20 protein-coding genes and 1 pseudogene are annotated in these 24,218 nt (G+C 54.8%); 12 read left to right on the top strand and 9 right to left on the bottom strand.

From position 1 onward, the window contains the following. Window positions 1-9: 9 nt before the first annotated feature. Entirely contained in the window at window positions 10-651 is a 642-nt protein-coding gene (locus tag OM794_RS16505) for a TetR/AcrR family transcriptional regulator (RefSeq protein ID WP_226247677.1), read from the bottom strand. An 88-nt stretch (window positions 652-739) separates the two neighbouring features. Here OM794_RS16505 and fabF point away from each other — a divergent pair, with 88 nt between their 5' ends. Further along, complete coding sequence (fabF, locus tag OM794_RS16510; protein WP_226247680.1) at window positions 740-2,011, top strand: beta-ketoacyl-ACP synthase II; 1,272 nt, start codon at window positions 740-742, stop codon at window positions 2,009-2,011. A 61-nt stretch (window positions 2,012-2,072) separates the two neighbouring features. Here fabF and OM794_RS16515 read toward each other — a convergent pair whose 3' ends face one another. Then, a complete protein-coding gene (locus OM794_RS16515) occupies window positions 2,073-2,957 on the bottom strand; it encodes an alpha/beta fold hydrolase (RefSeq protein WP_226247682.1) in 885 nt (294 codons plus the stop codon). A 117-nt stretch (window positions 2,958-3,074) separates the two neighbouring features. Next, a complete protein-coding gene (locus OM794_RS16520; protein ID WP_190374732.1) occupies window positions 3,075-3,959 on the bottom strand; it encodes a LysR family transcriptional regulator in 885 nt (294 codons plus the stop codon). A 122-nt stretch (window positions 3,960-4,081) separates the two neighbouring features. Here OM794_RS16520 and OM794_RS16525 point away from each other — a divergent pair, with 122 nt between their 5' ends. Together OM794_RS16525 and OM794_RS16530 are read left to right on the top strand one after the other, a co-directional pair. Next, window positions 4,082-5,092, top strand: coding sequence for a zinc-binding alcohol dehydrogenase family protein (locus tag OM794_RS16525; protein ID WP_226247685.1), 1,011 nt, complete (start codon window positions 4,082-4,084; stop codon window positions 5,090-5,092). A 108-nt stretch (window positions 5,093-5,200) separates the two neighbouring features. Then, window positions 5,201-6,004: a helix-turn-helix domain-containing protein gene (locus tag OM794_RS16530; RefSeq protein ID WP_226247687.1), complete on the top strand. Its 804-nt coding sequence runs from the start codon at window positions 5,201-5,203 to the stop codon at window positions 6,002-6,004. Between the two features lie 25 nt (window positions 6,005-6,029). On the opposite strand, the gene OM794_RS16535 is transcribed toward OM794_RS16530, so the two are convergent. Further along, window positions 6,030-6,620 carry a TetR/AcrR family transcriptional regulator gene (locus OM794_RS16535; protein ID WP_226247689.1) on the bottom strand — a complete coding sequence of 197 codons (591 nt, stop codon included), beginning with the start codon at window positions 6,618-6,620 and terminating at the stop codon, window positions 6,030-6,032. 219 nt (window positions 6,621-6,839) lie between these two features. Between OM794_RS16535 and OM794_RS16540 the strand changes: the two genes are divergently transcribed. The 6 genes from OM794_RS16540 to OM794_RS16565 all read left to right on the top strand — a co-directional run bounded on the left by OM794_RS16540 (window position 6,840) and on the right by OM794_RS16565 (window position 15,438). Beyond that, window positions 6,840-8,054 (top strand): efflux RND transporter periplasmic adaptor subunit, encoded by a 1,215-nt coding sequence (locus OM794_RS16540; protein WP_265153919.1) that lies wholly within the window; start codon window positions 6,840-6,842, stop codon window positions 8,052-8,054. Next, window positions 8,051-11,161: an efflux RND transporter permease subunit gene (locus OM794_RS16545; RefSeq protein WP_226247693.1), complete on the top strand. Its 3,111-nt coding sequence runs from the start codon at window positions 8,051-8,053 to the stop codon at window positions 11,159-11,161. The genes OM794_RS16540 and OM794_RS16545 overlap by 4 nt, the downstream gene beginning before the upstream one ends. Next, on the top strand, window positions 11,161-12,567 hold the full coding sequence (locus OM794_RS16550; protein WP_226247696.1) for an ATP-binding protein: 1,407 nt from the start codon (window positions 11,161-11,163) through the stop codon (window positions 12,565-12,567). The genes OM794_RS16545 and OM794_RS16550 overlap by 1 nt, the downstream gene beginning before the upstream one ends. 87 nt (window positions 12,568-12,654) lie before the next feature. Further along, window positions 12,655-13,350: a response regulator gene (locus OM794_RS16555; protein ID WP_138799885.1), complete on the top strand. Its 696-nt coding sequence runs from the start codon at window positions 12,655-12,657 to the stop codon at window positions 13,348-13,350. A gap of 14 nt (window positions 13,351-13,364) precedes the next feature. Then, window positions 13,365-14,066: a response regulator transcription factor gene (locus tag OM794_RS16560; RefSeq protein WP_226247697.1), complete on the top strand. Its 702-nt coding sequence runs from the start codon at window positions 13,365-13,367 to the stop codon at window positions 14,064-14,066. Then, window positions 14,059-15,438: a sensor histidine kinase gene (locus OM794_RS16565; protein WP_226247698.1), complete on the top strand. Its 1,380-nt coding sequence runs from the start codon at window positions 14,059-14,061 to the stop codon at window positions 15,436-15,438. The genes OM794_RS16560 and OM794_RS16565 overlap by 8 nt, the downstream gene beginning before the upstream one ends. Here the strand turns inward: OM794_RS16565 and OM794_RS16570 are convergent. The 4 genes from OM794_RS16570 to OM794_RS16585 all read right to left on the bottom strand — a co-directional run bounded on the left by OM794_RS16570 (window position 15,431) and on the right by OM794_RS16585 (window position 19,539). Next, window positions 15,431-16,441: an AbrB family transcriptional regulator gene (locus tag OM794_RS16570; protein WP_226247699.1), complete on the bottom strand. Its 1,011-nt coding sequence runs from the start codon at window positions 16,439-16,441 to the stop codon at window positions 15,431-15,433. The genes OM794_RS16565 and OM794_RS16570 overlap by 8 nt on opposite strands. A gap of 21 nt (window positions 16,442-16,462) precedes the next feature. Beyond that, the gene (locus tag OM794_RS16575) at window positions 16,463-17,971 is read right to left on the bottom strand and encodes a tripartite tricarboxylate transporter permease (protein ID WP_226247700.1); all 1,509 of its coding nucleotides are present in this window, start codon (window positions 17,969-17,971) and stop codon (window positions 16,463-16,465) included. Window positions 17,972-17,980: 9 nt separating this feature from the next. Then, a complete protein-coding gene (locus tag OM794_RS16580) occupies window positions 17,981-18,430 on the bottom strand; it encodes a tripartite tricarboxylate transporter TctB family protein (RefSeq protein WP_226247702.1) in 450 nt (149 codons plus the stop codon). A gap of 95 nt (window positions 18,431-18,525) precedes the next feature. Then, entirely contained in the window at window positions 18,526-19,539 is a 1,014-nt protein-coding gene (locus OM794_RS16585; protein ID WP_226247704.1) for a Bug family tripartite tricarboxylate transporter substrate binding protein, read from the bottom strand. Window positions 19,540-19,904: 365 nt separating this feature from the next. On the opposite strand from OM794_RS16585, the gene OM794_RS16590 reads away from it, so the two are divergent. Beyond that, window positions 19,905-20,405: a hypothetical protein gene (locus tag OM794_RS16590; RefSeq protein WP_226247706.1), complete on the top strand. Its 501-nt coding sequence runs from the start codon at window positions 19,905-19,907 to the stop codon at window positions 20,403-20,405. Between the two features lie 13 nt (window positions 20,406-20,418). Here the strand turns inward: OM794_RS16590 and OM794_RS16595 are convergent, their stop codons facing one another. Further along, window positions 20,419-21,369 (bottom strand): alpha/beta hydrolase, encoded by a 951-nt coding sequence (locus OM794_RS16595; protein ID WP_226247708.1) that lies wholly within the window; start codon window positions 21,367-21,369, stop codon window positions 20,419-20,421. A gap of 148 nt (window positions 21,370-21,517) precedes the next feature. Here OM794_RS16595 and OM794_RS16600 point away from each other — a divergent pair, with 148 nt between their 5' ends. After that, the gene (locus OM794_RS16600) at window positions 21,518-21,940 is read left to right on the top strand and encodes a hypothetical protein (RefSeq protein ID WP_226247711.1); all 423 of its coding nucleotides are present in this window, start codon (window positions 21,518-21,520) and stop codon (window positions 21,938-21,940) included. Between the two features lie 192 nt (window positions 21,941-22,132). Further along, window positions 22,133-24,180: pseudogene (betT, locus tag OM794_RS16605) on the top strand (choline BCCT transporter BetT). Window positions 24,181-24,218 lie beyond the last annotated feature (38 nt).

A 24,218-nucleotide genomic window follows, 5' to 3' on the forward strand; every position in this document is an offset into this window, starting at 1 on the left:
CTAGCCGAATTATTGTGCTTGCATCATACGCTCTGCCTCAGCTTCGCTGACCCCGAGCATGAGTAAAATCTGGCGTTGTGTGGCTATCAATACCTGCTTGCGCTCCGCCTCTCCCGGCAGGCTTTTGGCAATGGCGACGGCTCCTACCAGGGAGGCCAATATGACCCGGGATTTATCCGAAATCGCCTTGCGGTCATTGGCAAAGGGGAGTTGTTTCAACTTACTCAGCGCGATCAACCGCGTTTCAAGCATTTTTTTCATGCTCATGTATGACGCTTCAAACAGGGTACGGATTTCTGCTTTTTCACTGCCAATTTCATTGAATAGTACCGCTTCAGGCCCCGGCCTATGCTTAGTTTCCAGCTCTTGGAGATTGCAGTAGTTAGCGACTAGCTCGGTTAGGTGTTGTAACGAAAGTGGGCCTTTTACCAGTCTGGCCGCCCGGCTGTTATCAATGGTTAGGCGAACAGACTCATTGTAAAGGGCTTCTTTTGAAGCGAAATGTGCATAAAAAGCGCCATGCGTCATCTTGGCTAGCTTCATGATCTGGTCAATCGATACCTTTTGAAACCCATTACGGCTGAATAGCTCCGTTGCCGAAGCCAAAATGCGCTCTTTGGTTTTCGATTTATGGCTCTTGGGGTAAGGCATATTCACCTCGTCATACGGCAGCTAAATATTATCTTGATCATATACTGCCCATTGCTAGGGTGACCATATCAAAAACTCAGGAGTCACTATGCAATCGCCTATCGTGATTACCGGCATGGGTATGGTCAGCCCGCTAGGAAACAGCGTCAATACAAGTTGGCAGCGACTGGTTAACGGCCAGTCTGGCATCAGCACCATTGACCGCTTCGATACAAGCAGTATCCCGATCAAAATTGCCGGGGTGGTGCCGAGCATTCACCACGACCCCACCGGTGGTATTGACCTGGATGAGATAGCCGACCCCAAAGAGCAGCGCAAAATGGACTTGTTCAGCCTCTACGCGTTGGCGGCAGCCCAAGAGGCGCTGTCACAGGCCGACTGGTTCCCTGTTGAGCAGGTTCAAAAACGCCGAACGGCCACCATTATTGGTTCTGGCATTGGCGGCTTCCCTACCATTACGCAGGCTCAAAAAACCCTTGCTGAGCGCGGCTATCGCAAGCTCTCCCCCTTCACGGTGCCCGCCTTTCTGGCCAATTTGGCTGCGGGCAACCTGTCCATTCGCTATGGCTTTCAAGGCCCACTGGGGTGCCCGGTGACGGCTTGCGCGGCAGGTCTACAGGCGATTGGCGACGGTATGCGCATCATACGTAACGGAGAAGCCGATATTGCCCTCGTCGGCGGCGCCGAAGCGTGTATTGATCCACTTTCACTCGCCAGCTTTAACGCCTTGAAGGCCGTTTCCACAGAATCAGACGCCCCGGAACGCGCGTCCAGACCCTTTGATAAAGCCCGTAACGGTTTTGTGATGGGAGAAGGCGCTGGCGTTATGGTGATCGAAACGCTTGAACATGCGGTCGCGCGGGGGGCAACGCCGTTAGCGGTGATTAGCGGCTACGGCACCAGCGCAGATGCCTATCATCTAACGGCAGGCCCAAAAGATGGGGCCGGCGCAGCGGCAGCGATTCAAGCGGCGCTAGGCATGGCGAACCTTACCACTGATGCTATTGATCATATCAATGCCCACGCCACCTCTACTCCCGTTGGCGACCGGGCTGAAATTGCCTCGCTGCGTAATGTATTCGGTGAGCGCTTGCCTGCCATTCCTATTTCGGCAACGAAAGCCGCCACAGGCCATCTGCTAGGCGCAGCGGGAGGCATAGAGAGTATTTTTTCTGTACTGGCAGCCAATACGCAGCAACTTCCGCCCACCATCAATCTTGAGCACTGCGATGATGATATGCAGGATTTAACCTTCGTCACAGCGACTCATCAGAAGCACGTCACTAAGCATGTATTGTGCAACGGATTCGGTTTTGGTGGCGTCAATGCGGCACTTATTGTTAGCAGTATCGAGCGTTAAAGACGGAAATAAATAAACCGATCTGCCGCCAGGCTATGATCGGTTCATTTAAACACTATTGTCATCCTTTCTTGCATAGAAACGACAGTGCTTCCTCAAGCAGCATTTCGGGAACTTCCTCAGCGATGTAGTGGCCGCAAGGCAGCGCTTTGCCGTCTACATCGGTGGCGACTTTTTGCCACTCGCTTAAAGCATCGAAGCAGGCTTCAATAGCGCCTTCAGCGCCCCACATCACTTTTATCGGGCAGGTGAGTTTTACACCCGCGTCGATATCTGCCTGATCGTGCGCTAAATCAATCGTGGCGCTGGCGCGGTAGTCGCCGCAAATGCCGGTAGCCGTACCGGGTAGCGCGAGGCAACGCTCGTACTCCGCCAGCACTTCCGGGGAGAAAGGCGCCATACCGGCACTACGGGCACCCATTACGCTTTTCAGATACTGGGCGGGATCGCTCTGGATCAGCATTTCCGGCAGCGGCTGGGGACGAATCAAGAAGAACCAGTGCCAATAGCTGCGTGCAAAAGCCTCGGTGGTACCGCGATACATTGCCAGCGTCGGAGCGATATCCAACAGCACCATACGCTCTACTCGCTCAGCGTGGTCAACCCCTAAACGGTGGGCGACCCGCGCGCCTCGGTCATGGGCCAGCACTTTAAAATGCTCAAAACCGAGCGCACTCATAAGCCCTGCCATATCGGCAGCCATGGCGCGCTTGGAGTAATTAAGATGCTCGGGGTCGTCGTCAGGTTTACTGCTGTCACCGTATCCGCGCAGATCCGCGGCGATAACGGTGAAATGTTGGGTAAGTTCATCTGCCACTTTGTGCCAAATCACGTGGGTCTGAGGGTGGCCATGAAGCAGTAGCAGTGCCGGGCCTCTACCACCCATTCGAAAAGCGATCTCGACGCCATTAACGTGGCGCATTTGTTTTTCAAACCCATGAAACATGGTGTTCTCCTGGTCTGCTGGCAATGTCACTAACACAACGTAATCGCGTAACCCTTTTATAAACGCCTATATCAGTGATTCGCAATACAAGTTGATGTTAAACCCTGACCTCAGTCGCTAGCGGCTGTAACCTTTTAACTGCTGAATAAGAAAGTCTTTTAACGCTATCACGGCAGGCGTCAATGAAAGGCGATGAGGGCACACCAGGTAAAGCGGCGTTGGCTCGCAGGGAAACTCCTCCAGCATTGCCACTAGGCGACCATTGCGAAGATCTTCTTCAACGTCTAGCCGTGACTTGTAAGCAATGCCCTCGCCAGCCAATGCCCAGCGCCGCACACAATCGGCATCGTCGCTCACCCGATTGCCTTTTACGTTGATGTTGTCACTACCGAACTTCCACTGGTTATGAACACGTTCGCCAAGCACGAAACACAGACAGTTGTGCTGGTGTAAATCGTCGGGGTAAGCAGGACTGCCATGACGCGTAATATAGTCTGGAGAGGCACATACCACGCGATAGTTATCGCTTTTAAGCGGCAATGCGACGAGGCTGGAGTCTTCCGGAACGCCGTATCGCAGGGCGATTTCTACGGGTTGGCGGAACAGGTCACTCACGCGGTCACTTACTCGCAGGCGTAAATGCAACTGAGGGTGCTGGGCCATAAAGGTGTCCAACCAGCCCAGCAGCACATTACGACCCAGGTCGGAAGGCATGGCAAGGCTGAGCTCTCCAGCAATCTCTTGGCGCTCGCGGTGAAGTTCTTTCTCGCCTTGGTTAAGAGCATTAAGCGCCGCTTTAGCGTGCACAAGGTAGTGTGCGCCCGCGGTGGTTAGCCGCAAGCTGCGGGTAGAGCGCACCAATAGCCGTGTGCCTAGCGCGTCTTCCAAACGTTTGATGGCCACACTGGCCACCGCTGGCGTAATCGCTAACTCCCGCGCAGCGGCAGAAAGGCTGCCGTGCTCGGCGGCATAGGTCAGCACTTTTAGATCATCGACACGCATTAAATCCCCTGGCGCCTGCCATCTTCAAAATTTATTAGAAACTGTTAGCGAGATTACCCCTCTTTTTAGCAAAACAACATCCAGGCATGATGGCGCAACGACAACTCACGAGACTCCCCATTATGAAAGCGATTGCCTTTACCCAAAGTCTGCCTATTGATCATCCTGATGCACTTCAAGAGATTGAGTTACCGATCCCAGCACCAGAAGCCCACGATATTCGTGTTGCGGTTAGCGCCATTTCCGTAAACCCCGTTGATGCCAAAGTGCGCAACAGCGCCTTGCCGAAAACCGGCGAGCCGCGAGTGCTGGGGTACGATGCTGTGGGCATTGTGGATGCCGTTGGCAGCGCCGTTACGCGTTTTCAGCCAGGTGACCGGGTGTGGTATGCGGGTAACGTTGCTCGCCAAGGCTCTAACGCCGAGTTTCAACTGGTCGATGAGCGCATCGCCAGCCTAGCGCCAAAAAGCCTTTCTGACACTGAAGCCGCTGCGCTTCCATTAACCGCCATTACCGCTTGGGAACTGCTGTTTGACCGGCTAGAGCTGGGCATGCGCGATACCCAAGGCAAAAGCCTGTTGGTGATTGGCGCAGCGGGGGGCGTGGGCTCAATCCTCGTGCAACTTGCCAAACAGCTCACCGATATTACCGTTATTGGTACGGCGTCTCGGCCCGAAAGCCAATCCTGGGTGAAGTCGCTAGGCGCGGACGCAGTGATTGACCACCACCAACCACTTGATCAGGCGCTTAAAGTGGCAGGCTTTGACGGGGTGGATATGGTGATTAGCCTTAACCAAACCGATCACCACTTTGAGGCCATTGTTGAAGCCCTTAAGCCTCAGGGGAAACTGGCTCTTATTGATGACCCGGAACTGATCGATGTACGGAAGCTCAAAGTGAAAAGCCTTTCGCTGCATTGGGAGCTGATGTTTACCCGCCCGTTATTCACCACCGAAGATCTTGCCAAGCAGCACGATCTGCTCGCAGAAGTGGCGGCCATGGTCGATGATGGAAGGCTAACAACCACCTTAGGCGAGGTGTTAGGCCCTATTAACGCTGAGAACCTAAAACGCGCGCACGCGCTTATTGAGAGCAACAGTACAATTGGCAAACTGGTCTTGGAAGGTTTTTAAACAAAAGATTGCTTAATGGGCGCGACGGCCCTGGCACAAGGCCGTTGCACTCTGAGGCGTGAACCATCACATTAGGCAGCCACGACACTTAGAGAATCGAGTCACCCAATGCATGACGATTTTGTGGCCAACCTGCGCCTGCTCTGCAGCTACTACCCGTCTATTGCTGAGGTTTGTCGGCGTTTAACGATCAACCGTGCTCAGTTTAACCGTTATCTGAGTGGCCGCTACCGCCCCAGCCACGCTGCCCTTCAGCGCATTTGCCACTTTTTTGGTGTCACCACTGAGGATATCGCGCTTCCCCACCACGATTTCCGTGCCCTGGTGCAAACCGGCCAACTGAAGTCAGAAGCAACCCCAGCAGCATTGCCGTGGCCGAACGCACTGGTTCAGCGCGGCAGCGAAGGCATGGAGCGCTACATTGGCCGTTACTTTGAGCTTTATCACTCGATGTCGCGACCAGGGCAGTTAATGCGTACCTTGGTTTGCCTGGAAGAGCGAGAGGGTGGCATCGTTTATCAGCGCACCGAGCGGATGCAGACCGCCCCCGGCGCCCGCCCGTGTCACAATCGCTATGTGGGCACCGCGGTGAAGCTTGCTGATCGGCTGTTTTTGGTCGACCACGAAACCCTTAACGGCCACGAAATCACCCAGACGATTCTGTTTCCGAGCTTTCAAAGCCAAGTGACGCAATTGACCGGCTTAAAAATGGGCGTGGCAGATAACAGCGAGCGTATGCCCTGCTGTGTACGGGTGGTGTATCAACGCCTGGATGAACAGATCAGCCTGCGTGAAGCGCTGGCACAGTGCGGATTAATCGCCCTGGATGATCCTTCACTCGACGAAACTCTGATGGCCGCCACCCGTAACGACGTGGCCGATGGAGAGCATCACTTTCGCGCTCGCCACTAGGTCATTGGTGATTAGCGGACTAGCGCTAAGAGGAAGGCACCAACACCTGCTGGAACAGAATTTTTTCAAACTGCTCCATGGGCTCAACGGATTTCAACGTCTTGGCGCGCAGAATGGCGCCTTCCCAGCCGGTAAGAATAAAGCTGGCGAGCGCTTCTGGCGCTGTATGGGGGGCAATATCTCCCCGCGCCTGGGCATCTTGCAGGCAGCGCACGAAACGCTGCTCCCAGCGCTGAAATACTAGATTTAGCGCATCACGGAAGGTATCACTCTGACCCGAAAGTTCTTGGCCAAGGTTGCCGATCAAACAACCAGTCGCATGGTTGCACTCATGCATATGCTCACGGCCAGCCGCAAAGTAACGCCTTAGACGTTCGAGCGGCGGCGTGTCACTATCTTCCAGCAACGCCACCAGCGTTTCATCATAGTTGGCGGCAAAACGCTCGATCACCGCCAGCCCGAAATCTTCTTTGCTGGAGAAGTAGTGATAGAAAGAGCCTTTAGGCACACCGCAGGTTTTTAACACGGCATTAATGCCCGTCGCGTTGTAGCCTTGCTGACTAATCAGCTGAGCGCCGCTGTCGATTAATTTGTCACGGGTTGCGGTATTTTTCATATTCTTAAAGTAGACCAGTCAGTCTATTGCTTTCAAGTGAGAGAAAGCCAAGTGAGTGAAAACCAATTTGTAAGAAAACCAAGCGGTAATAAAGCTCGGTGAGTGGCAGTTGCACGTTATTTACACATTGTTTGACTAATGGCTGCTTAACAGTGCGCGATGCTAGCATCATACGCTTATTTTTCTGGAATTTTCGCCCCTAATGGATGACGCGCGGTAATGACTCTTTCTCGCTATTACGCTACGAATCAACATGGCCGCATTCGCTTGGGTGCCGTAGTTGCTTTATTGGTTCTTATTGCCACTTTGACCCTTGCTTGGTGGATTATTACCCAACCGCCGCGTATAGAGCGTACCCCACCGCCAGCGCCTTTGCCTAGTATGGTAGACATCGTCACGGTGAAAGCGAGTTCACAGGCACCGAGTCTGTACGCCTTTGGGCGCGTTGAAGCAGAGCAGGAAACAATGCTGGCCAGCCGTGTGGCGGGCCAGTTGGAGCGTTTTGCCGAGGGTGTTGTCCCCGGTCAGGTAGTCGAGCAGCAAGCGCCGGTTGCCTATATTGACCAAGCTGACTTACAGCTAGCCCTTGAAGATGCCGAGGCGCAGCTCGCCAACGCCCAGGCCCAATTAGCGTTAGAGCAGGCAGAGCAGCAGCGGGCGCGCAGCGAGTACGAATCCTTTGGCCGCCAGCTCTCAGCAGAGCGACGGGCGCTAGTGTTGAGAGAGCCCCAACTGCGTCAAGCCCAGTCTCAGGTCACCCAAGCACGCGTGGCCCGCGACCAAGCGGCGCTGAATGTTGAGCGCGCTACCCTCACCGCTCCCTGGCGGGCCATGGTGCAAGAACGCTTGGTCGGTGCCGGCAGTTTACTCAGCCAAGGTACCGAGGTGCTGCACTTGGTTGGCGTTGAGCAATTTTGGGTGCGCGCCTCGCTCCCCGGAGAGTGGACAGAGTGGTTGGAAGCAGGTACCAACGTTACCTTAACCAGCCGTGGCTGGCCTGAGGGCGCAACACGCGAAGGAACCCTGGTCTCAATGCTCCCTAGCCTTGAAGAGAATGGCCTGCAGGCTCAACTGTTGATCACCGTTAACGACCCGCTCGCCCTAGAGACCGACGGCCCTGCCCTGCGCCTGGGCGATGTCCTACGCGCCTCTTTTCAACCGGCTGTCCAGGAGCAGCTTATTTCTTTGCCGTCTGCGGCTCTGCGCCCAGGTGACGTAACGTGGCGGGTAGATGAAGAGAATCGCCTGCGTCGAACACCGGTCACCCTGGCTTACCGCGGCGAAGATGATGCTTTAATCCGTGACGGCTTGGAAACTGGCCAGCAGGTTGTTACTGCCGGCTTGGCCCAGCCAAGAGAGGGCCAATTAGTACGTATCCGCCGCCCCAGCGATACCCCGGCTCAAGCAGGCAATGAACCGGGAGACGAATCATGAAGGTGCCACGCGGCCCATTAGCTTGGATGGTGGATCACGGGGTAGCGCCTAATTTACTGATGGTGCTGTTTATCGTCGGCGGCCTAATGGCGTCGCTGGCGATTAAAAAAGAGGTCTTCCCCGAATTCGATATTGAAGTCGTGCAAGTCTCTATCAGCTATCCTGGTGCCACGCCGGAGGATGTGGAACAGAGCCTGCTGCTACCGGTGGAAGCCGCGATTGCTGATGTAGAAGGCATCGACGAGCTGACCGCCACGGCCAGTGAAGGCAGCGCCAGCGTCAACGCCACGCTGATTGATGGTGTGGATGTGATGCGCGCCTATCAGGATATTCAGCAGGCAGTGAACGCCATCACTACCCTGCCCAGCGCTGCCGACCCACCCCGTTTTACCCTGGCGGGGCGCTCCCGCAGCGTGTTGAGCCTGCAGGTATATGGCCAAGTCGGACTGGAGGCACTGCACAACGCGGCCGAAGATGTACGCGGTGAGCTGCAAGCCACTTCCGGCATCTCCCGTGCGGAGCTATCCGGCAACCGCGAGAGGGAGATTCAAGTTCACCTGGACGAAGAAGCCATCGAGCGCTATGGCCTCGATCACCAGGAACTGGCCAGCCGCATTGCCGAAGAAGCCCTTGATCTCGCTAGTGGCCAGCTCACAACGGCAGAAGGCGAGTGGCTGATCCGCTATCAGGGACGACGTAACAGCGCCGAAGCCTTTGCCGAGCTGCCGATTCTGACCAGCACTCAGGGGGCGCCGATTACCCTGGGTGAGATCGCCAGGGTCAGCGATGGCTTTGCCGAAACCGACCGTGAAGAGTTTTATAACGGCCAGCCCGGTCTCTCCGTGGATGTTTACCAGATTGGTGATCAAACCCCGACCAGTATTTCACAAGCGGTCAACGGTGAGCTTGAGCGCCTGCGCGCAGGCATGCCGGAAGGCGTTAGTCTGGATATTTCCCGCGACAGCTCAGAAGTTTACGAAGACCGTCTTAGCCTACTGTTAAAAAACGCCTGGATGGGGCTAGCACTGGTATTGGTACTCATGGCGCTGTTTTTGGAAGCGCGGTTGGCGTTCTGGGTCACTCTGGGGATCCCCACGGCGTTTCTCGGCGCCATGCTGTTTCTGCCCTGGATCGGCGTCTCGCTCAATATGATGTCGATGTTCGCCTTTATTATCGCTCTGGGGATCGTCGTCGATGACGCCATTATCGTCGGCGAGAATATCTACAGCTACCGGGAAGAGGGCTATTCGCTGCGCGATGCCGCAGTCAAAGGCGCCAGCGAAATTGCTACCCCACTAACCTTTGCGATTCTCTCCAATATCGTCGCCTTCCTGCCGCTGCTGTTTTTACCCGGCTTTTTGGGGCTGATTTTTGCCACCGTGCCGGTCGTGGTGGTGACGGTATTCTTGATCTCCTGGCTGGAAGCCCTAGTGATTCTGCCTGCCCACCTGGCGCATAGCCGCAAGCCCCGTCAAACCCCGGCGTGGCAGCGCCCCCTTGAAGCATTGCGCCAACGCCTTCAGGGCGGCCTACAACACTTTACTTATCAACAGTTCGAGCCGTTTCTGCAGCGCGCCCTGAACCAACGCCTGCTGAGTATTTCGCTGGGCATCGCCATTCTGTTGATCGCGCTCTCCTGGGCGATGAGCGGACGGTTGGGTTTCTCGCTAATGCCACGGGTCGAATCGGATCAGGTGCAGGCCACGGTCACCCTACCCATTGGCAGCAATATCAGCATTAGCCGCGAGCTAAGCCAACAGCTGCTCGACGCCGCCGATGCCCTTAGCGAGCGCGAAGAGACCCTTAGTTTTAGCAGTTCACGCAGCCGCCTGGACGGCGAAAGCCTGGAAGTGCGGTTAGATATTGCCAGTGAAAGTCTGGAAGCTTGGCCACCCTCACGCATCGCACGAGAGTGGCGCGAGCTTAGCGGTGATTTGCTCGGCGCCCAGTCAGTGCGTTTTGAAGCCGACGTCGGCGGCCCAGGTAGTGGCGCAGCGCTCAGCCTGCGCCTCTCCCACCCGGATACTCAGGTACTGGAAGCCGCCGCCGAACGGCTAGCGGAAACGCTAGGTGGCTATGGTCTTACAGATATCGATAGCGGCCTGGGGGACGGCAAACCGCAACTAGAGATGCGCCTTTCTGCCGAAGGCCGCGCGTTGGGACTCACGGGTAATAACTTGGCCCAAGCCCTGCGTGGCCCCCTCCAGGGAGCCACCGCGCTTGAGCAGTACGTGGGGCGCAGCGAAATCAGCGTTGAGGTGCGTTTGCCCAATGACAACCGCGACAGCCTGAACGAGCTTTACCGCATGCCGGTGCGCACCCCTGATGGGCTGAGTGTGCCGCTGTCCCGGGTGGCCGACATTACCCTCAGTCAAGCCTCTAGCAGCCTTGAACGCATTAACGGGCGGCGGATTATTACCGTCACCGCCGATTCCGAAAACGATATGGCCATCAACCAAGTGCTCGCCACGCTCCAGGAAGAGGAGTTCCCCAGTCTGGAAGCGACCTGGCCGGGGCTTGAAGTCAGCATGGGTGGTCGTCAGCAGGACACCGCCGACAACTTAGCCACGCTAAAAACTTCCATGTGGTTAATGATTGCCGCGCTCTATGCGCTATTGGCTATTCCGTTTAGAAGCTACCTACAGCCACTGCTGGTGTTGGCCGCGATCCCCTTTGGCATTGTGGGTGCCGTCGCTGGGCATATGATCATGGGCTTTGGGCTATCCATCATTAGCCTGCTGGGGATGCTGGCGCTTTCAGGCGTGGTCATCAACGACGCTCTGGTGCTGATCGACTACGCCAACCGCAAACGCCGCGAAGGTATGGCCGCCCGGGAAGCCATTGTGGCGGCAGCCACCCGCCGCCTGCGGCCAATAATGATGACCACGCTGACGACCTTTTTAGGCCTGGCGCCAATGATTTTGGAAACCTCGCGGCAGGCGCGCTTTATGATCCCCATGGCGATCTCGCTCGGCTTCGGTATGCTTTTCGCCACCGTGATACTGCTGATCCTGGTACCCTGCCTCTATCTGGGTATGGAGAATATTCGCGAACGCCTCAGCTCACCGCGCCAGCCCGTACTGGATACAAAAGAGGGAGCCAACTGATGGCCTTGCTCACAGCCATACGTCAATGGCGCCCCTCTCGGCTGGGGCTAAAACTGTTCGTCATTATCCTCAGCGTTAACGTAGCGATTTCAGCCAGCATGTTTCTGGCGGTCTCTTACAGTATTGATCGCGGCTTTCTCGACTACCTCAATCAAGCCCAGGAGCGTCGCGCAACGCTGCTGGCTGACGGCCTCGTCACGCGCTGGGAAACCCAGCAGAGCTGGGAGTGGCTGGAGCAGTCACCGGAACGCTGGCCATTTATTGTTCGCTTTGAACTGGGTCAGGAGCATAGTGATCGCCCTTCGCCACTTGGTGAGGCGCGGGACTTCACTCTGCGCGCGGAGGATGGCCGCTTTGTGGTACCCCCCAGGAGCGGGCGGGAAGGCTCAGGCAGCTGGCATTGGCTGACGCTGCGTAGTGGTGACACTCATATCGGCTCGTTGGGTTTTCGCCCTCCGCGAGAGATGATGGAGCGCATGGAGAGCCGCTTCCTGGAGCGCCAACAGCGCAATCTCGTGCTTATTGTAGTATCACTCTGCGTTGCCTCGCTGCTGTTAGCGGGTGGGCTCTCCTGGTGGCTGGGACGGCGCACCCGGGCACTGGCGGGCGCCACCTTGCGGCTTACCGAGGGCGACTACCGCACACGACTGCCCGAGCGTGGCCGCGATGAGCTGTCGCGCTTGGCGCGCGACTTCAACGTCTTGGCAGCCACCCTGGAAGCCAGCCGCGATGCCCGCGCCCGCTGGGTATCCGACACCGCTCACGAGCTGCGCACGCCGCTGGCGGTGCTGCGCGGCGAGATCGAAGCCATGCAGGATGGCATTCGCCCGCTGAACCAGGAGAACCTTAGCTCCCTCGCCCAAGAGGTGGGGCAGCTAGAGCGCTTAGTCGCGGATTTGCGCCTGCTGTCGCAGAGCGACGCGGGCGCGCTGGATATTCAACTGGCGCCGATGGATCTTAGCGACTGCCTCGCCAGCCGCCTGGCCGACGCCGACCGCTGGCTAGTCGAAAGCGGTTTAACGCTGACCGAACAGATCGAACCTGGCATTATGATTCGTGGCGATGCCCAGCGCCTGCGCCAACTCTGGAACAACCTGTTGGACAACAGCTGCGCCTACACCCAGCCGCCGGGAGAGCTACGGGTCACGCTTACCGCGCAGCAGGGAGTGGCAGTGGTCATCTGGGAAGACACTACGCCGGGCGTACCGGAAGGTGAATTAGCTCGCCTGACCGAGCGGCTCTATCGTGTGGAAGGCTCGCGCAGCCGTGCCAGCGGCGGCAGCGGTTTAGGACTTTCGATTGCCAGCGCCCTGGTTAATGCCCACGGCGCAACGCTAACCCCCTCTAGCTCCACGCTGGGTGGGCTACGCTGGACGCTACGTTTTCCGCTGTTGGCTGCTGATTAATATTTTCGGGATTAGTACCACCAAAACTGATATTACACGAACCGTTAAGCCCTGCTTTTACGTTCACTGTTAAGCGAGTCTACCGCTATGTCTGATGCTGCCTCTTTACTGATTGTTGAGGATGAACCGAAGATTGCCCGCCTAATGGCAGACTACTTAACCACCCACGGTTTTGAGGTGACGACCCTGGGTCACGGCGATGAGGTGATGCCGTGGCTGGCGCAGCACTCCCCTGCGTTAGTGCTACTCGATATCATGCTACCTGGTAAAGATGGCCTCACCCTCAGCCGGGAAATACGTCAAAAGTGGCCTACCATTGCGATCATTATGGTCACCGCCAAGGTAGAAGAGGTGGATCGATTGCTGGGGTTGGAACTGGGCGCCGATGATTATATCTGCAAGCCGTTCAGTCCCCGGGAAGTCGTCGCCCGGGTGAAAGCGGTACTACGCCGTAGCCAAGCGGCGGCCGATGCCCCAGCCGAGGTGCAAAACGCACCGGTGGTATTAAACGAAGATGGCTGGCAGGCGCTCGCCCACGGGCAGGATTTAGGCCTAACGGCGGTGGAGTTCCAGCTATTGCGAGTAATGATGCAGGCGCCGGGGCGTATCTTCAGCCGCGAGCAGCTAATGGATCACATGTACCGCGACAACCGCATCGTCTCGGAGCGCACCGTAGACAGCCACATCAAAAAGCTGCGCAAGAAGATCCACGAAGCGCTGCCTGAACTGGAAATTATCCGTTCGGTGTATGGCGTCGGCTATAAGTATCAGCCGGAGGGGTAATAATAGGACGACGTATGAAGGCGCTCGTAGTAGAAGACAACGTTAATTTAGCCAACTCTATTGCAGCCACACTTAGCGAGGCTGCCTTTAGCATTGATGTCGCCGACGATGGAAGAAAAGCACTTCATATGCTCGAACAGGGCGGATACGACCTGTTGGTGTTGGATCTTGGCCTGCCTGAACTGGATGGCATCTCCCTACTACGCACCTTACGCCACCAGCAGAATACGATCCCTGTCTTGATTATTTCGGCACGCGACAGCCTGGATCAGCGCATACATGGTCTTGAAGTGGGCGCAGACGACTATCTATGCAAGCCTTTTTCGCTGGAAGAAGTGACTGCACGTGCCCGAGCGTTAGTGCGGCGTGCCAAGCACTTTGGCGGAGAAACGCTGCAGTGTGGGCGCTTAGAGTTTTTACCCGATGCCATGGAGCTGCGGCTTGATGGCAAACCCGTGCTGTTGCATCGCCGCGAGTTAGAAGTCATGGAGTACCTGCTGATTAACCAAAATCGCCTCGTTAATAAGGATCAAATTATCGACCGACTATCTACCTCAGATGAGTCGGTCAGCTACGCCGCAGTGGAAACTTACATCTCCCGGATTCGTAAAAAAATCGGCTACGATTTCGGCTTAAAAACGGTACGCGGCCTGGGCTATTACCTGGAAGCTAAAGACTGCGAACCTAAAGACGTGAAAGCCCCTGACAATGAATAAACGCCAATCGATCCGCAGTCGGCTGCTGTTATGGATTGGGCTGCCTTTCACCGCCCTCGCGATCTTGGCATTGATCTCTAGTCATCTGCTGTTATCTCGGCAAATTAATGCCACCTTTGATGACCTGCTACTTAATGCCGCTCAACGGCTGGAGCGTCGAATTTACACAGCGGATGGTGAACTGCGCATCAATATGCACTATTTCAGCATCAGTACGCTTGGCAGCAGGGGCGAAGGAAAAATTTTCTATCGCATCAGAGAGAGTGACGGCGACATAATCGCAGGCTTTAGTGGTTTGACAGACCCACCCCAAACGTCCCATGACCCCACTTTTTATGATGTCGATTATGCGGGCAATGCGTTAAGAGCCGTTGCGCTTACCCTTCCGTTTCGGCGAGGAGGCGAACCGGTAGACATTGAAGTCGTCGTCGCCGAATCAAAGGAGGCGCGGCATACCCTTACCAACGACTTTATGATAACGCTCACAGGGTTAATGGTCGTTACAGGATTACTAGCCATTTCAATTGCACTTTTAGCCATTCACCTTGGGTTAGCACCTCTTAACGCGGTTAGCCAAGCCTTGCGACAACGTTCACCGAATGACTTGCATGCATTGGATGATGCAGCTCCAAAAGAGATCCTGCCGCTAATCCAGAGTATTAATCATTTAATGCAGCGTATGCGGCGTAGTATTGAAAGCACTCAGCAGCTCAATGCCGATGTCTCGCATCAACTTAGAACACCTGTCTCAGAGATCCGCGCGTTAACCGAAATGTCGCTTAAAGACGCATCCCAATCACCCGCTCATACTAGCCTGCGAGAGATTCAGCGCATCGCTGAGCATGCCAGCCATACCGTTAAGCAGCTGCTTAAATATGCCAAAACACGCAGCGAATTAGTCGATACGTCTCACCTCGAAAATGTCGACTTAATCGCCATTTGCCATGATGCCTGTGCTCAGACTGCCCCTACTATTTATAAACGAGGCCAAGAACTCGCCTTTGATCAACAGAAAGCAATACCCAACATTTTGGGCGACCCCATTATGCTGCGCTGGTTGGTGACCAACCTCATCGAAAATGCCAGCGTGCATGCGGGTGGCCCCATGGCCTATAGAGGCGTTATAACCGTTGCACTAACGGCTGACGCGCGCCAGGTAACATTAACGGTTAGCGATGAGGGTACCGGCGTGGAGGAAGCGCAGCTTTGCAAATTGACGGAACGTTTTTTCCGCCACAACAAAAATACGCCTGGAAGCGGATTAGGTCTGGCCATTGTGGAACAAATTGCAACGACGCACTCTGCCCGCTTAGCGTTAGCAAATCGCCCCCAGGGCGGCTTTGAAGTCACGGTGACGTTCCCCGCTATTTAAGCGGCTGATTGACCATTCGCAACATTAGCGGGGTCATAAAGATCAGTAATAGTAGGCGCAGTATGTGATGGGAGACCACATAAACCGGGTCGATACCCATCACCATGGCGATCACCGCCATTTCCCCTACCCCACCAGGAATTAACGCCAGCAGGACGGCAACGAAGGCGAGAGGGGTAAAACTTGAAACCAACCACGCCATTAGCGCCGCGACCACCAACGCAAATAGAGCAAAAGTAATCCCATAGCGCCCCATGCTGACCACCTGCGACCACTGTGTTCCTGAAAAACGCGAGCCTACCGAAGCCCCCAACACCAGAAAGGCTGCAAGCACTATCCCTGTTGGCAGGGAGTAGTCAAAGCCAAGGTTAGCAATAATGGCCCCTGCGGCCATGGGCCCTAAAAACTCAGGCAGGGGAATTCTTAACAAGCGCGCTAACCACCAACACAGTGGTGCCAACAACAGAGGCAAAATATCGACCCAGGCCAGTGCTGATGGAGAACTGTTGAGAGTCACATCCTCAACAAAAAAACTCGCCACAAAAGCCGCACCAGAAACGACGGTGACTAAGCGTAGTGAGTGAGAGATAGCGATCCAGCGTAAATCCCCGTTAGCACGTTCAGCCAGCACCAGCGCTGAGTTCATACTCCCGGGATACGAGCAAAAAATAGCGTTCATCCGCCCTACACTTGCTCGGTTAAAAATCCAGAATCCGCCGATCAGCATTAGTCCCATATAAACCAGCATTGCCAGCACACTGGGGTACCACAACACTAATCCTACGAGTTCATCTGCTTGGATTCGACTCCCGATAAATAGCCCTAGCAGTGCGATGGCGGTGCGATGCAGGCGCTTATCGACACCTGTTTTTACTCCCATCAGTGATAAGCCCATCACCATAAACAGAGACCCAAGCATCCAAGCCAAGGGCAATGAAAAAAGGGTGGCCAAGCAGCCACCCACAAAACCCAAACCAACGGTGATGACAGTTCTTTTCAACATTTCAACTTCTGAATTGAGGAATCATAGTTGAGCAGCCTCTTGGCGCGCTTTAAGGCGCTTCATGAGTGGCTGGCTAAATAGCGAGATAAGCAGTAAGGCAAAAATCGCCAGCGTTACTGGGCGCTCAAAAACGTACGTGATGTCGCCACCACTGATTTGGTAGGAGTGAAGTAGCGATTTTTCAGCCAACGATCCTAATAGCATGCCAATCACGGCGGCGGGTACGGAGTAGCCGTAGTGACGAAATATCCAACCGATCACCGCAAACACCAGCACCGTAGCCGGCCCCGTCATATTGCCGGTTAGCCCGAAGGAGCCCATTACTGCAAGCACCAGTACAGAAGGAATCAAGTAGCGCATGGGCACTTTGACGATATTGGCCAAGAGAGGAATAAACAGTAAACCGATGATCACCAGTAGAAACACCTGGGCAAAGTTAGCGAAGATAATCGCGTAAACCACATCGGTTTGTTGGCGAATAAACTGCGGGCCGCCAGTGATATTATGCATAGCAAACGCCGCTAACATCACCGCTGTCGCACCACCGCCGGGGATCCCTAGTGCGAGCAGTGTTGCCATCGAGCCCCCTTCGGAGCTGCTGTTAGCCGCCTCAGACGCCACTACGCCTTTAGGATTGCCCTTCCCAAATGAATCAGGATCCCGGTCACGGCGCTTGGTTTCTATATAAGAGAGCAGGTTAGACACGGAGGAGCCCACTCCAGGAACCGCTCCTACCAACACCCCGATCAAACCACCCCGAATCATCACAACAGGGTAGCGCATCGCCATTCTGCACCCTTCAAAGATCTCACCCACCTTTACCTTGCGGGCATCGGCAGACTCAACGATGAAGCCTTTGTTGGCTAGCTTAAATAGCTCAGAGGCGGCAAACATACCCATCATGGCAGGAATGACAGGCACGCCGTCCAACAGGTAAGTTTGGCCCATGGTGCCGCGTGCCAAGCCGATTTCGCTAAACCCAATCGTCCCGACTAACAGGCCAACAAACCCTGCCATCAAGCCTTTAAGCACCTGTTCGCCCTTTAAGCTCGCAATCAGCGTCATCCCCCAGAGAATCACTACAAACATCTCTGCTGGCCCCAATCTCAGCACCATGTAGGAAAGCGGCTGTATCATAAAGAACAGCACCACGTAGCCCATCAGTGCGCCAATCACCGAGGAGGCTAACGCGACACCTAACGCCTGGTTATGCTGCCCCTTCCGCGCCATGGGATAACCATCAAAGGCGGTTGCGATGGCCGAAGAGGTGCCCGGTATATTCATCAGAATGGCCGGTATACCAGCGCCAAATGAGCCACCCGTAAAAATTGCGGTGAGAAACAACATGGCTTGAATAAAGTCCATGTACATGGTCATCGGCAGGAAAATGGCCATCGCCATTGAGATTTGCAGGCCTGGCGTTGCGCCAAAAATAAGCCCCAGTACGATACCCGGCACGACTACTAGCCAGGGGCCAAAGCTGGAAAAAAGCAGATCAAAACTCTGCCCTACTGCGCCAAAATCAATCATGGTATCTCCTCAGCTTGGAAGCAGTAGCAGTGTCATCGGGTACGGCAGCATCTGCGAGAAAAAGAACGCAACACTCAGCCCAAAAGCGATGCTATAGCCACCTACCAACAGCCAATTTCGCTCACCCTTGAGGATCAGGAAAAGTGCCAGAAACACTACAGTGGCAATATCAAAGCCTATCGCTTCAAGCGACAGCACATAGGCGGCGAATAGGCCCACAACTGGTAATGTTTTATGCAGCGGTTCTTCTTCAGAGGAGCGAAACAGAGAGCCGTGTTTAATACGCAGGATTAGTTCAAGTACAATAATCGCTAACACGATCACGGCAAGTGGCAATATAAGCAGCAGGTTTTGCGGTGTGGCGGATACGCTAATGGCGTCTAATAAGTACCATAGTGTAAAGCCAGCCAGCCCCATGAGAACGATAAAGTCCCCATAGTCACGTTTACATTCAGACATGGTAAAACCCCATACTGGCCCCTCATTAATGTGAAGGACCAGCGATTATGGAAGGATTAACTCGGGAAAAGATCCGGTAAAACAGTCCAGGGAGACTAGTTCAACAGGTGAGCGTACTTCTCAAACACCTGATAATTTTCACGCATCAGCTCGTTAGAGCGCTCTGGGCCGACCCAAACGCCGCCCATTTCGTTGCGTTCAAGCTGCTCTTGAACATCTTTGCGAGCCAGCGCACTTTGAATAGCAGAGGAGAGCTTCTCAAAACGCTCAGGATGCTGGCGCTCCATTTCACTGGTCACTGCAAAGCCGCGCATTGAGCCCTGAAGAACCGGCACCTCAAGATTCATTGGCGCCAGCGCTTCATTGATCGGAAGTGCATCCCACTGCTCAATGCGCTCGTCATTGACGATCGCCAACGGGGTTAAAAACTCACGAATCCCCTCACTGCCCTGGGCACTAATAGAGACGAAATCCACCTGCCCACCCGCTACCGCTGAACGGGCTTCACCGCCGCTATTATAGGTCACCAAGTTGAGGTTATCCTGGGGAATACCTGCCTCATCAAGTAGCAAGCGCACCATTAAGTGACCAGCAGAACCTTGAACCACCGCACCGCGTACTTGACCCTCTTCTTCGCGGATCGCTTCAAGCAGGCTTGGCAGGTCTTCATAACCGCTGTCTTTATTTGCAGCGATTAGATCCAAATCAAACCACTGGAAGTTGATATAAGAAAAGTCGTCGACACTAAACTCTGCATCGCCCGTCAGGATCGAGTTGGTTAAGTAAGGAGCAAACGTCGAGGCATAGACGGTATAACCATCGTCAGGCACGTTAAGAACGTAATTAGAAGCAACCTGAGTGCCCGCACCAGGACGATTAGTTACTTGTACCGGTACACCCAGCTCTTCGGAAATAGGGCCAGACATCATGCGGGTCATACGATCTGCGCTACCGCCGGTGCCAAAACCTACCACCATATTGAGCGGTCGAGAGGGAAAGTCGTCAGCGACCGCAGGAAGCGCCATTGATAGAGAGGCAATGGTGGCTGTTGCCCCTACCAATATCGATTTGATATTAAGCGATAAGGACGCACTGGAAGTGTTAAACATAGCGTGGCTCTCTTTTTATAGGTTTGTTTGATTTTCGCACAGGTATCTCGCTGTGAGCCTAGAACGCTACTCCCCGAAACTGTCACCAACCTTGCATAAAGCAAGAACGCAACTAAAGTCTAAACCTCACTAATCACCTGCCGATTAAGAAACGCTATGCCTGCATCAATGGTCATGCAGCAATGATGGCTGCCCCTATTTCACTGACTTCCAGGTCACCAGAGTGTTTCTTAGCGTATGCTAAAGTATTGTCTCAGACTGTCGATAACTCTATTAGCCTGCTTAGAACCTGTTTATTTACGCAGGCCTGCGTAGCCGCTGTCGCGCCTGCTTAAAATAGCCCTTAACTCTAACGAGAGATTGCCATGACCCTCTCTTTATCTACCGGGAGTGCCCCTTTAGACGCACATCCTTTACGTAGTGAGCCGTCAAATGTCGAGAAGGTAACAGCTACACCGGTCACTTCTAACGCCGCAACGAAGGATTCCAACACCAGCATTCATTTGGATCTTTCCCCCGTGGCTAGAGGCATCGCCTCAGCTTCAGAAAAGGCTGGTAACACACAGGAAACGAAGAACACCAAAATCGATGAAAGCGATCTCCCACAGGAGATCAAAGAGTTACTAAAGCGAGTTGTTGAATATAGAGAAAAATTAAGGGAGAAACAGCAGGAATTGGAAGGTGTCATGCGCGACCAATCCCTAAACGATGAACAACGCCAAGCAAAACTCGACGCCCTGCAACAGGAAATCAGTAGCCTCAATAATTCGCTTCAAGAGGCTATGAGCCAACTAAGCAAACTCGTCACTCAGATGGATGTTGATGACGACGCTGTTGTCGGAATGATGTCATTGGCCATGTCTTGATGACGTGTAGGCGTTAAGGATTGACCTGCCGATTAAGAAACGCGATGCCCGCATCTATGGCGCCGCCACGCAGCAGGAAACTAGTTATGTGGCCACGCCAGCGCTGCAGGTAAAGCTCGCTCTCGATGTTGTTCTCCTTCAGAGCTTGATAGAAGTCCGCGGCGTGATCCACCGGTACCAGTTGATCCCACTTACCGTGGAACAGGAAGAACGGCGGTGAGTCAGGTGTAAGTTGCCGTACGGGAGAGGCTAGGCGATACGCTTCGTTCTCTTCGGCACGGGTGCCGCCAATAAAATTGACGACTAAAGGGCCGTCATCAAACTTCAACAAATCACTGGGGAGCCCTCCCGCTAAAACAGCGGCTAAACGGCTCTGCTCGCCGCCGTAGGGTTCGGCCAGCGGCCCTTCTACTCCCGCCACCGCCAGCAAGCTCACCAAATGCGCCCCAGAAGAAAACCCCACACCGACAATGCGGTGTGTATCCACTTGCCACTCGTCCGCATTGGCGTGAATCCAGGCCATCGCCTGCTGCAAGTCATGTAACTGGCTAGGGAAGCGATATTCAGGCGCAAAACGATATTCAATATTCACTGCTACGTAGCCCTGACCCGCTAGCTGTTCAGCGATGCCCTGCATATCTTCCGGTGTGCGGTTGCGCCAGCCGCCGCCATGAACCACCAGGGCAGCAGGACGCAATGCGTCGCCGGGCTCATTGGGCAGGTAAACATCAGCTGTTAGCGCCTGGGGCCACTCGTCGGGGGTATAGGTTCTTGGGGTCAACCGGGTGAAGGGCAGGGGTTCACGCAGCCCACTACGTTCAATAGCGGGCTCCCCTTGGCTAACGTGTTGAGCAGCGCTACAGCCACTCAGCAATAAGGCAATTGCCCCCAGGCCGGTAACACGGCGTAGGGTGGTAAGTGCTCCATGCTGTTGCCACTCGCGAATTAGCTTGGTACGCGACATTATGCTTCTCCTGGATAAATAGGTGACCCCTCACCTACCGACTACGACCTGCAACAAGCCAATAAGATCATGATTGTTGCACACTATCTGCAAACGGTTTGCACCCCGCCTAGCGATACTGTCATCGTCAACTCACCAGGAGAGAACTATGAACGTTTCAAGTGCTAAGAAAATGTCAATTCGCCAACTGTTTGCCCCTGCCCTGCTGGCTATCGCCATTATGCCATTAGCGTTTGCCGCTCAAGCGCATAGCCACGGTGACCATGAAGGCCAAGGCCCTGATCGCGAGCGTATGGAAGAGCGCATGGAGGAGCGTCGCCAAGAGGTGTACGAGCGCGCTGATATCTCAGCAGAGAAACAGGCTGAGCTTAACGAAGCACACGCTGAACATCGCGAAGCCATGCAGGCCCTGCGTGAAGAGCATCACGAGCGGGTAGCTGAGATTCTTACAGAAGAAGAGCAACAAGCACTGCGCAACGCCATGCAAGAAGCCCATGAAGAGTACCGTGGCAAGCACGGTAAACGTGGTCATCACGATGGTAATAGTGACGAGAACGCCGACAGCGAATAAGCGCAGGCCAAGCTTCAAACGTTGATCCAACGCCCGGTTTTTCCGGGCGTTTTTGTGTCTGCGCTTTGATCATCAGTCTGCTAACTCAACTCATATAGGGGAGGTTAACTTGAAGGAGGACACTTAATCGCGTATTTTATTTGAACGTTCATTCAAAATAAAATCATCTTTCAACAACAGGAGTCCGCCTGCATGGCGAAAGACAACCCCATCCTCCCCTCCCGCGACCGCCTCAATCCCGTGGTTTTCCACGGCAGTGTGGCCGGTATTCTTATCTTTTTAGTGCTCACCATGCTGTTTACTGAGCAAGCTGGCGCTTTTTTTGATGCAGGCCTTGCCTGGGTAAGTAAAACCTTTGGCTGGTACTACATGCTCGCTATTGTGGCCTACCTGGTTTTTGTGGTCGCGATTGGTATGTCCCGCTTTGGCAGTATTCGCTTAGGCCCGGATCACTCACGACCCGAGTTTTCGCTACTCTCCTGGTCGGCCATGCTGTTTGCCGCAGGCATCGGTATCGACCTGCTGTTTTTCAGCGTTGCCGAGCCGGTTGCCCACTATTTGGCACCGCCGGATTTAACCCCGGAAAGCCAGGAAGCGATGCGGAATGCCGTCGTTCAAACCTATCTGCACTGGGGGCTCTCTGGTTGGGGGCTGTACGTGTTGATGGGTATGGCGTTGGCCTACTTTAGCTACCGCCACCGCCTGCCGCTGGCAATCCGCAGCGCGCTCTACCCGATCCTGGGCAAGCGCATCCATGGGCCCATTGGCAACGCGGTGGATATTACCGCGGTCGTTTCTACCGTGTTCGGCATTGCTACCAGCCTGGGTATTGGGGTGATGCAGCTCAACTACGGCCTCACCTATATGTTCGGCGTGCCGGAAACGCTCACCGTACAGGTGATTTTGATTGTCCTGGTGGTGGTATTAGCGACGATTTCTGTAGTGACCGGCGTTGAGAAAGGTATTCGCCGCCTCTCTGAGTTCAACATGCTGCTGGCATTGGCGCTGATGCTGTTTGTGCTCTTCTCCGGTGACACCCTGATATTGCTGGACAAAGTGGTCAATAACGCCGGTGATTATCTCTCCGGCTTTGTCGGTGCCAGCTTTGACACCTACGCGTTTGCCGATGAAGGCGCTCAAGAGTGGAAGATGTGGTGGACGATCTTCTTTTGGGGCTGGTGGATTGCCTGGACACCGTTTGTGGGTCTGTTCCTGGCCCGCATCTCTCGTGGCCGTACCATTCGTGAGTTTGTCGCTGGTGCCTTGTTTATTCCGCTGGCCTTTATGATGGTGTGGATGTCGGTATTTGGTAATAGCGGCATTGAGCTGGTCGCCAACCAAGGCGTGGCCGAGCTGGGTGAGCAGGCCCTTAACACCCCGCAAACCACACTCTACACGCTGCTTGAGTACTACCCTTACGTTGGCCTAACCGCAGCAGTGGTCACCGTGCTAGGCATCGTGTTCTTTATTACCTCAGCGGACTCAGGCGCGCTGGTTCTGGCCAACTTCACCTCTATTTTGAGCGACGTGAACCATGATGCGCCGGTAAAACTGCGTATTTTCTGGTCGGCAGTCATCGGTTTGATCACCATAGCGCTACTCATGGCCGGTGGCTTGAACGCGCTTCAGAGTGCCGTCGTCATCACCGCCCTGCCCTTCTCATTAGTTATTTTCGCCGTGATGGTGGGTATGTATAAAGCGCTGAAACTGGAAGGCAAAAAAGCCGATGCCCGCCGCATGATAGCCGGTGCGCCCCCGGTGGCGACTGGCGAGAGCGCCTGGATCGCGCCCTGGACACCTCTAATCGTGCAGGTGCCGCTGCGACGATTGAGCACTCCATTCGCCCAGCGATGACGCAGTTTGCTCAGGAGCTCGAAAGCCGAGGTCAAACCACCAATGTGACCGAAGAGCACGTTGAGGGTGAATCGCTACCGAACCTGATGCTCCAGGTCGATTTCGGCGAAGCGACCAGTTTTGTCTATCAAGTCTGCCCGCACCGCATGCGCACACCGAGCTTTATCCCAGCGGATGATGATTTTTATGTGCGTCTGGATGTGTACTTAGCCGAAGGTGGTCAGGATAAAGACCTTAACGGCTACACCCGTGGTCAGGTAATTGGTGATTTGGTGGCCGAGTATGAACGCCACCTTCACTTCCTCACCCTGGCCGGCGAGCAGATGGGCCACGTGCAGGCAATGCCCGGCACCATCGGAGAGCCACCGGAAGATTCGCAGATATAACGGCGCGAGCGTTTAGTCCCACAGATCAATCCCGGCCT

Origin of the sequence: Halomonas sp. BDJS001 (genome assembly GCF_026104355.1) — a bacterium.
Classification (GTDB): domain Bacteria; phylum Pseudomonadota; class Gammaproteobacteria; order Pseudomonadales; family Halomonadaceae; genus Vreelandella.

What these genes read in the sequence shown, in the direction of transcription:
- OM794_RS16580 (WP_226247702.1), bottom strand. Translation starts at nt 18,430, where the DNA reads ATGTCTGAATGTAAACGTGACTATGGGGACTTTATCGTTCTCATGGGG.
- OM794_RS16555 (WP_138799885.1), top strand. Translation starts at nt 12,655, where the DNA reads ATGTCTGATGCTGCCTCTTTACTGATTGTTGAGGATGAACCGAAGATT.
- OM794_RS16585 (WP_226247704.1), bottom strand. Translation starts at nt 19,539, where the DNA reads ATGTTTAACACTTCCAGTGCGTCCTTATCGCTTAATATCAAATCGATA.
- OM794_RS16545 (WP_226247693.1), top strand. Translation starts at nt 8,051, where the DNA reads ATGAAGGTGCCACGCGGCCCATTAGCTTGGATGGTGGATCACGGGGTA.
- OM794_RS16590 (WP_226247706.1), top strand. Translation starts at nt 19,905, where the DNA reads ATGACCCTCTCTTTATCTACCGGGAGTGCCCCTTTAGACGCACATCCT.
- OM794_RS16535 (WP_226247689.1), bottom strand. Translation starts at nt 6,620, where the DNA reads ATGAAAAATACCGCAACCCGTGACAAATTAATCGACAGCGGCGCTCAG.
- fabF (WP_226247680.1), top strand. Translation starts at nt 740, where the DNA reads ATGCAATCGCCTATCGTGATTACCGGCATGGGTATGGTCAGCCCGCTA.
- OM794_RS16515 (WP_226247682.1), bottom strand. Translation starts at nt 2,957, where the DNA reads ATGTTTCATGGGTTTGAAAAACAAATGCGCCACGTTAATGGCGTCGAG.
- OM794_RS16520 (WP_190374732.1), bottom strand. Translation starts at nt 3,959, where the DNA reads ATGCGTGTCGATGATCTAAAAGTGCTGACCTATGCCGCCGAGCACGGC.
- OM794_RS16550 (WP_226247696.1), top strand. Translation starts at nt 11,161, where the DNA reads ATGGCCTTGCTCACAGCCATACGTCAATGGCGCCCCTCTCGGCTGGGG.
- OM794_RS16575 (WP_226247700.1), bottom strand. Translation starts at nt 17,971, where the DNA reads ATGATTGATTTTGGCGCAGTAGGGCAGAGTTTTGATCTGCTTTTTTCC.
- OM794_RS16570 (WP_226247699.1), bottom strand. Translation starts at nt 16,441, where the DNA reads ATGTTGAAAAGAACTGTCATCACCGTTGGTTTGGGTTTTGTGGGTGGC.
- OM794_RS16530 (WP_226247687.1), top strand. Translation starts at nt 5,201, where the DNA reads ATGCATGACGATTTTGTGGCCAACCTGCGCCTGCTCTGCAGCTACTAC.
- OM794_RS16560 (WP_226247697.1), top strand. Translation starts at nt 13,365, where the DNA reads ATGAAGGCGCTCGTAGTAGAAGACAACGTTAATTTAGCCAACTCTATT.
- OM794_RS16600 (WP_226247711.1), top strand. Translation starts at nt 21,518, where the DNA reads ATGAACGTTTCAAGTGCTAAGAAAATGTCAATTCGCCAACTGTTTGCC.
- OM794_RS16540 (WP_265153919.1), top strand. Translation starts at nt 6,840, where the DNA reads ATGACTCTTTCTCGCTATTACGCTACGAATCAACATGGCCGCATTCGC.
- OM794_RS16525 (WP_226247685.1), top strand. Translation starts at nt 4,082, where the DNA reads ATGAAAGCGATTGCCTTTACCCAAAGTCTGCCTATTGATCATCCTGAT.
- OM794_RS16595 (WP_226247708.1), bottom strand. Translation starts at nt 21,369, where the DNA reads ATGTCGCGTACCAAGCTAATTCGCGAGTGGCAACAGCATGGAGCACTT.
- OM794_RS16505 (WP_226247677.1), bottom strand. Translation starts at nt 651, where the DNA reads ATGCCTTACCCCAAGAGCCATAAATCGAAAACCAAAGAGCGCATTTTG.
- OM794_RS16565 (WP_226247698.1), top strand. Translation starts at nt 14,059, where the DNA reads ATGAATAAACGCCAATCGATCCGCAGTCGGCTGCTGTTATGGATTGGG.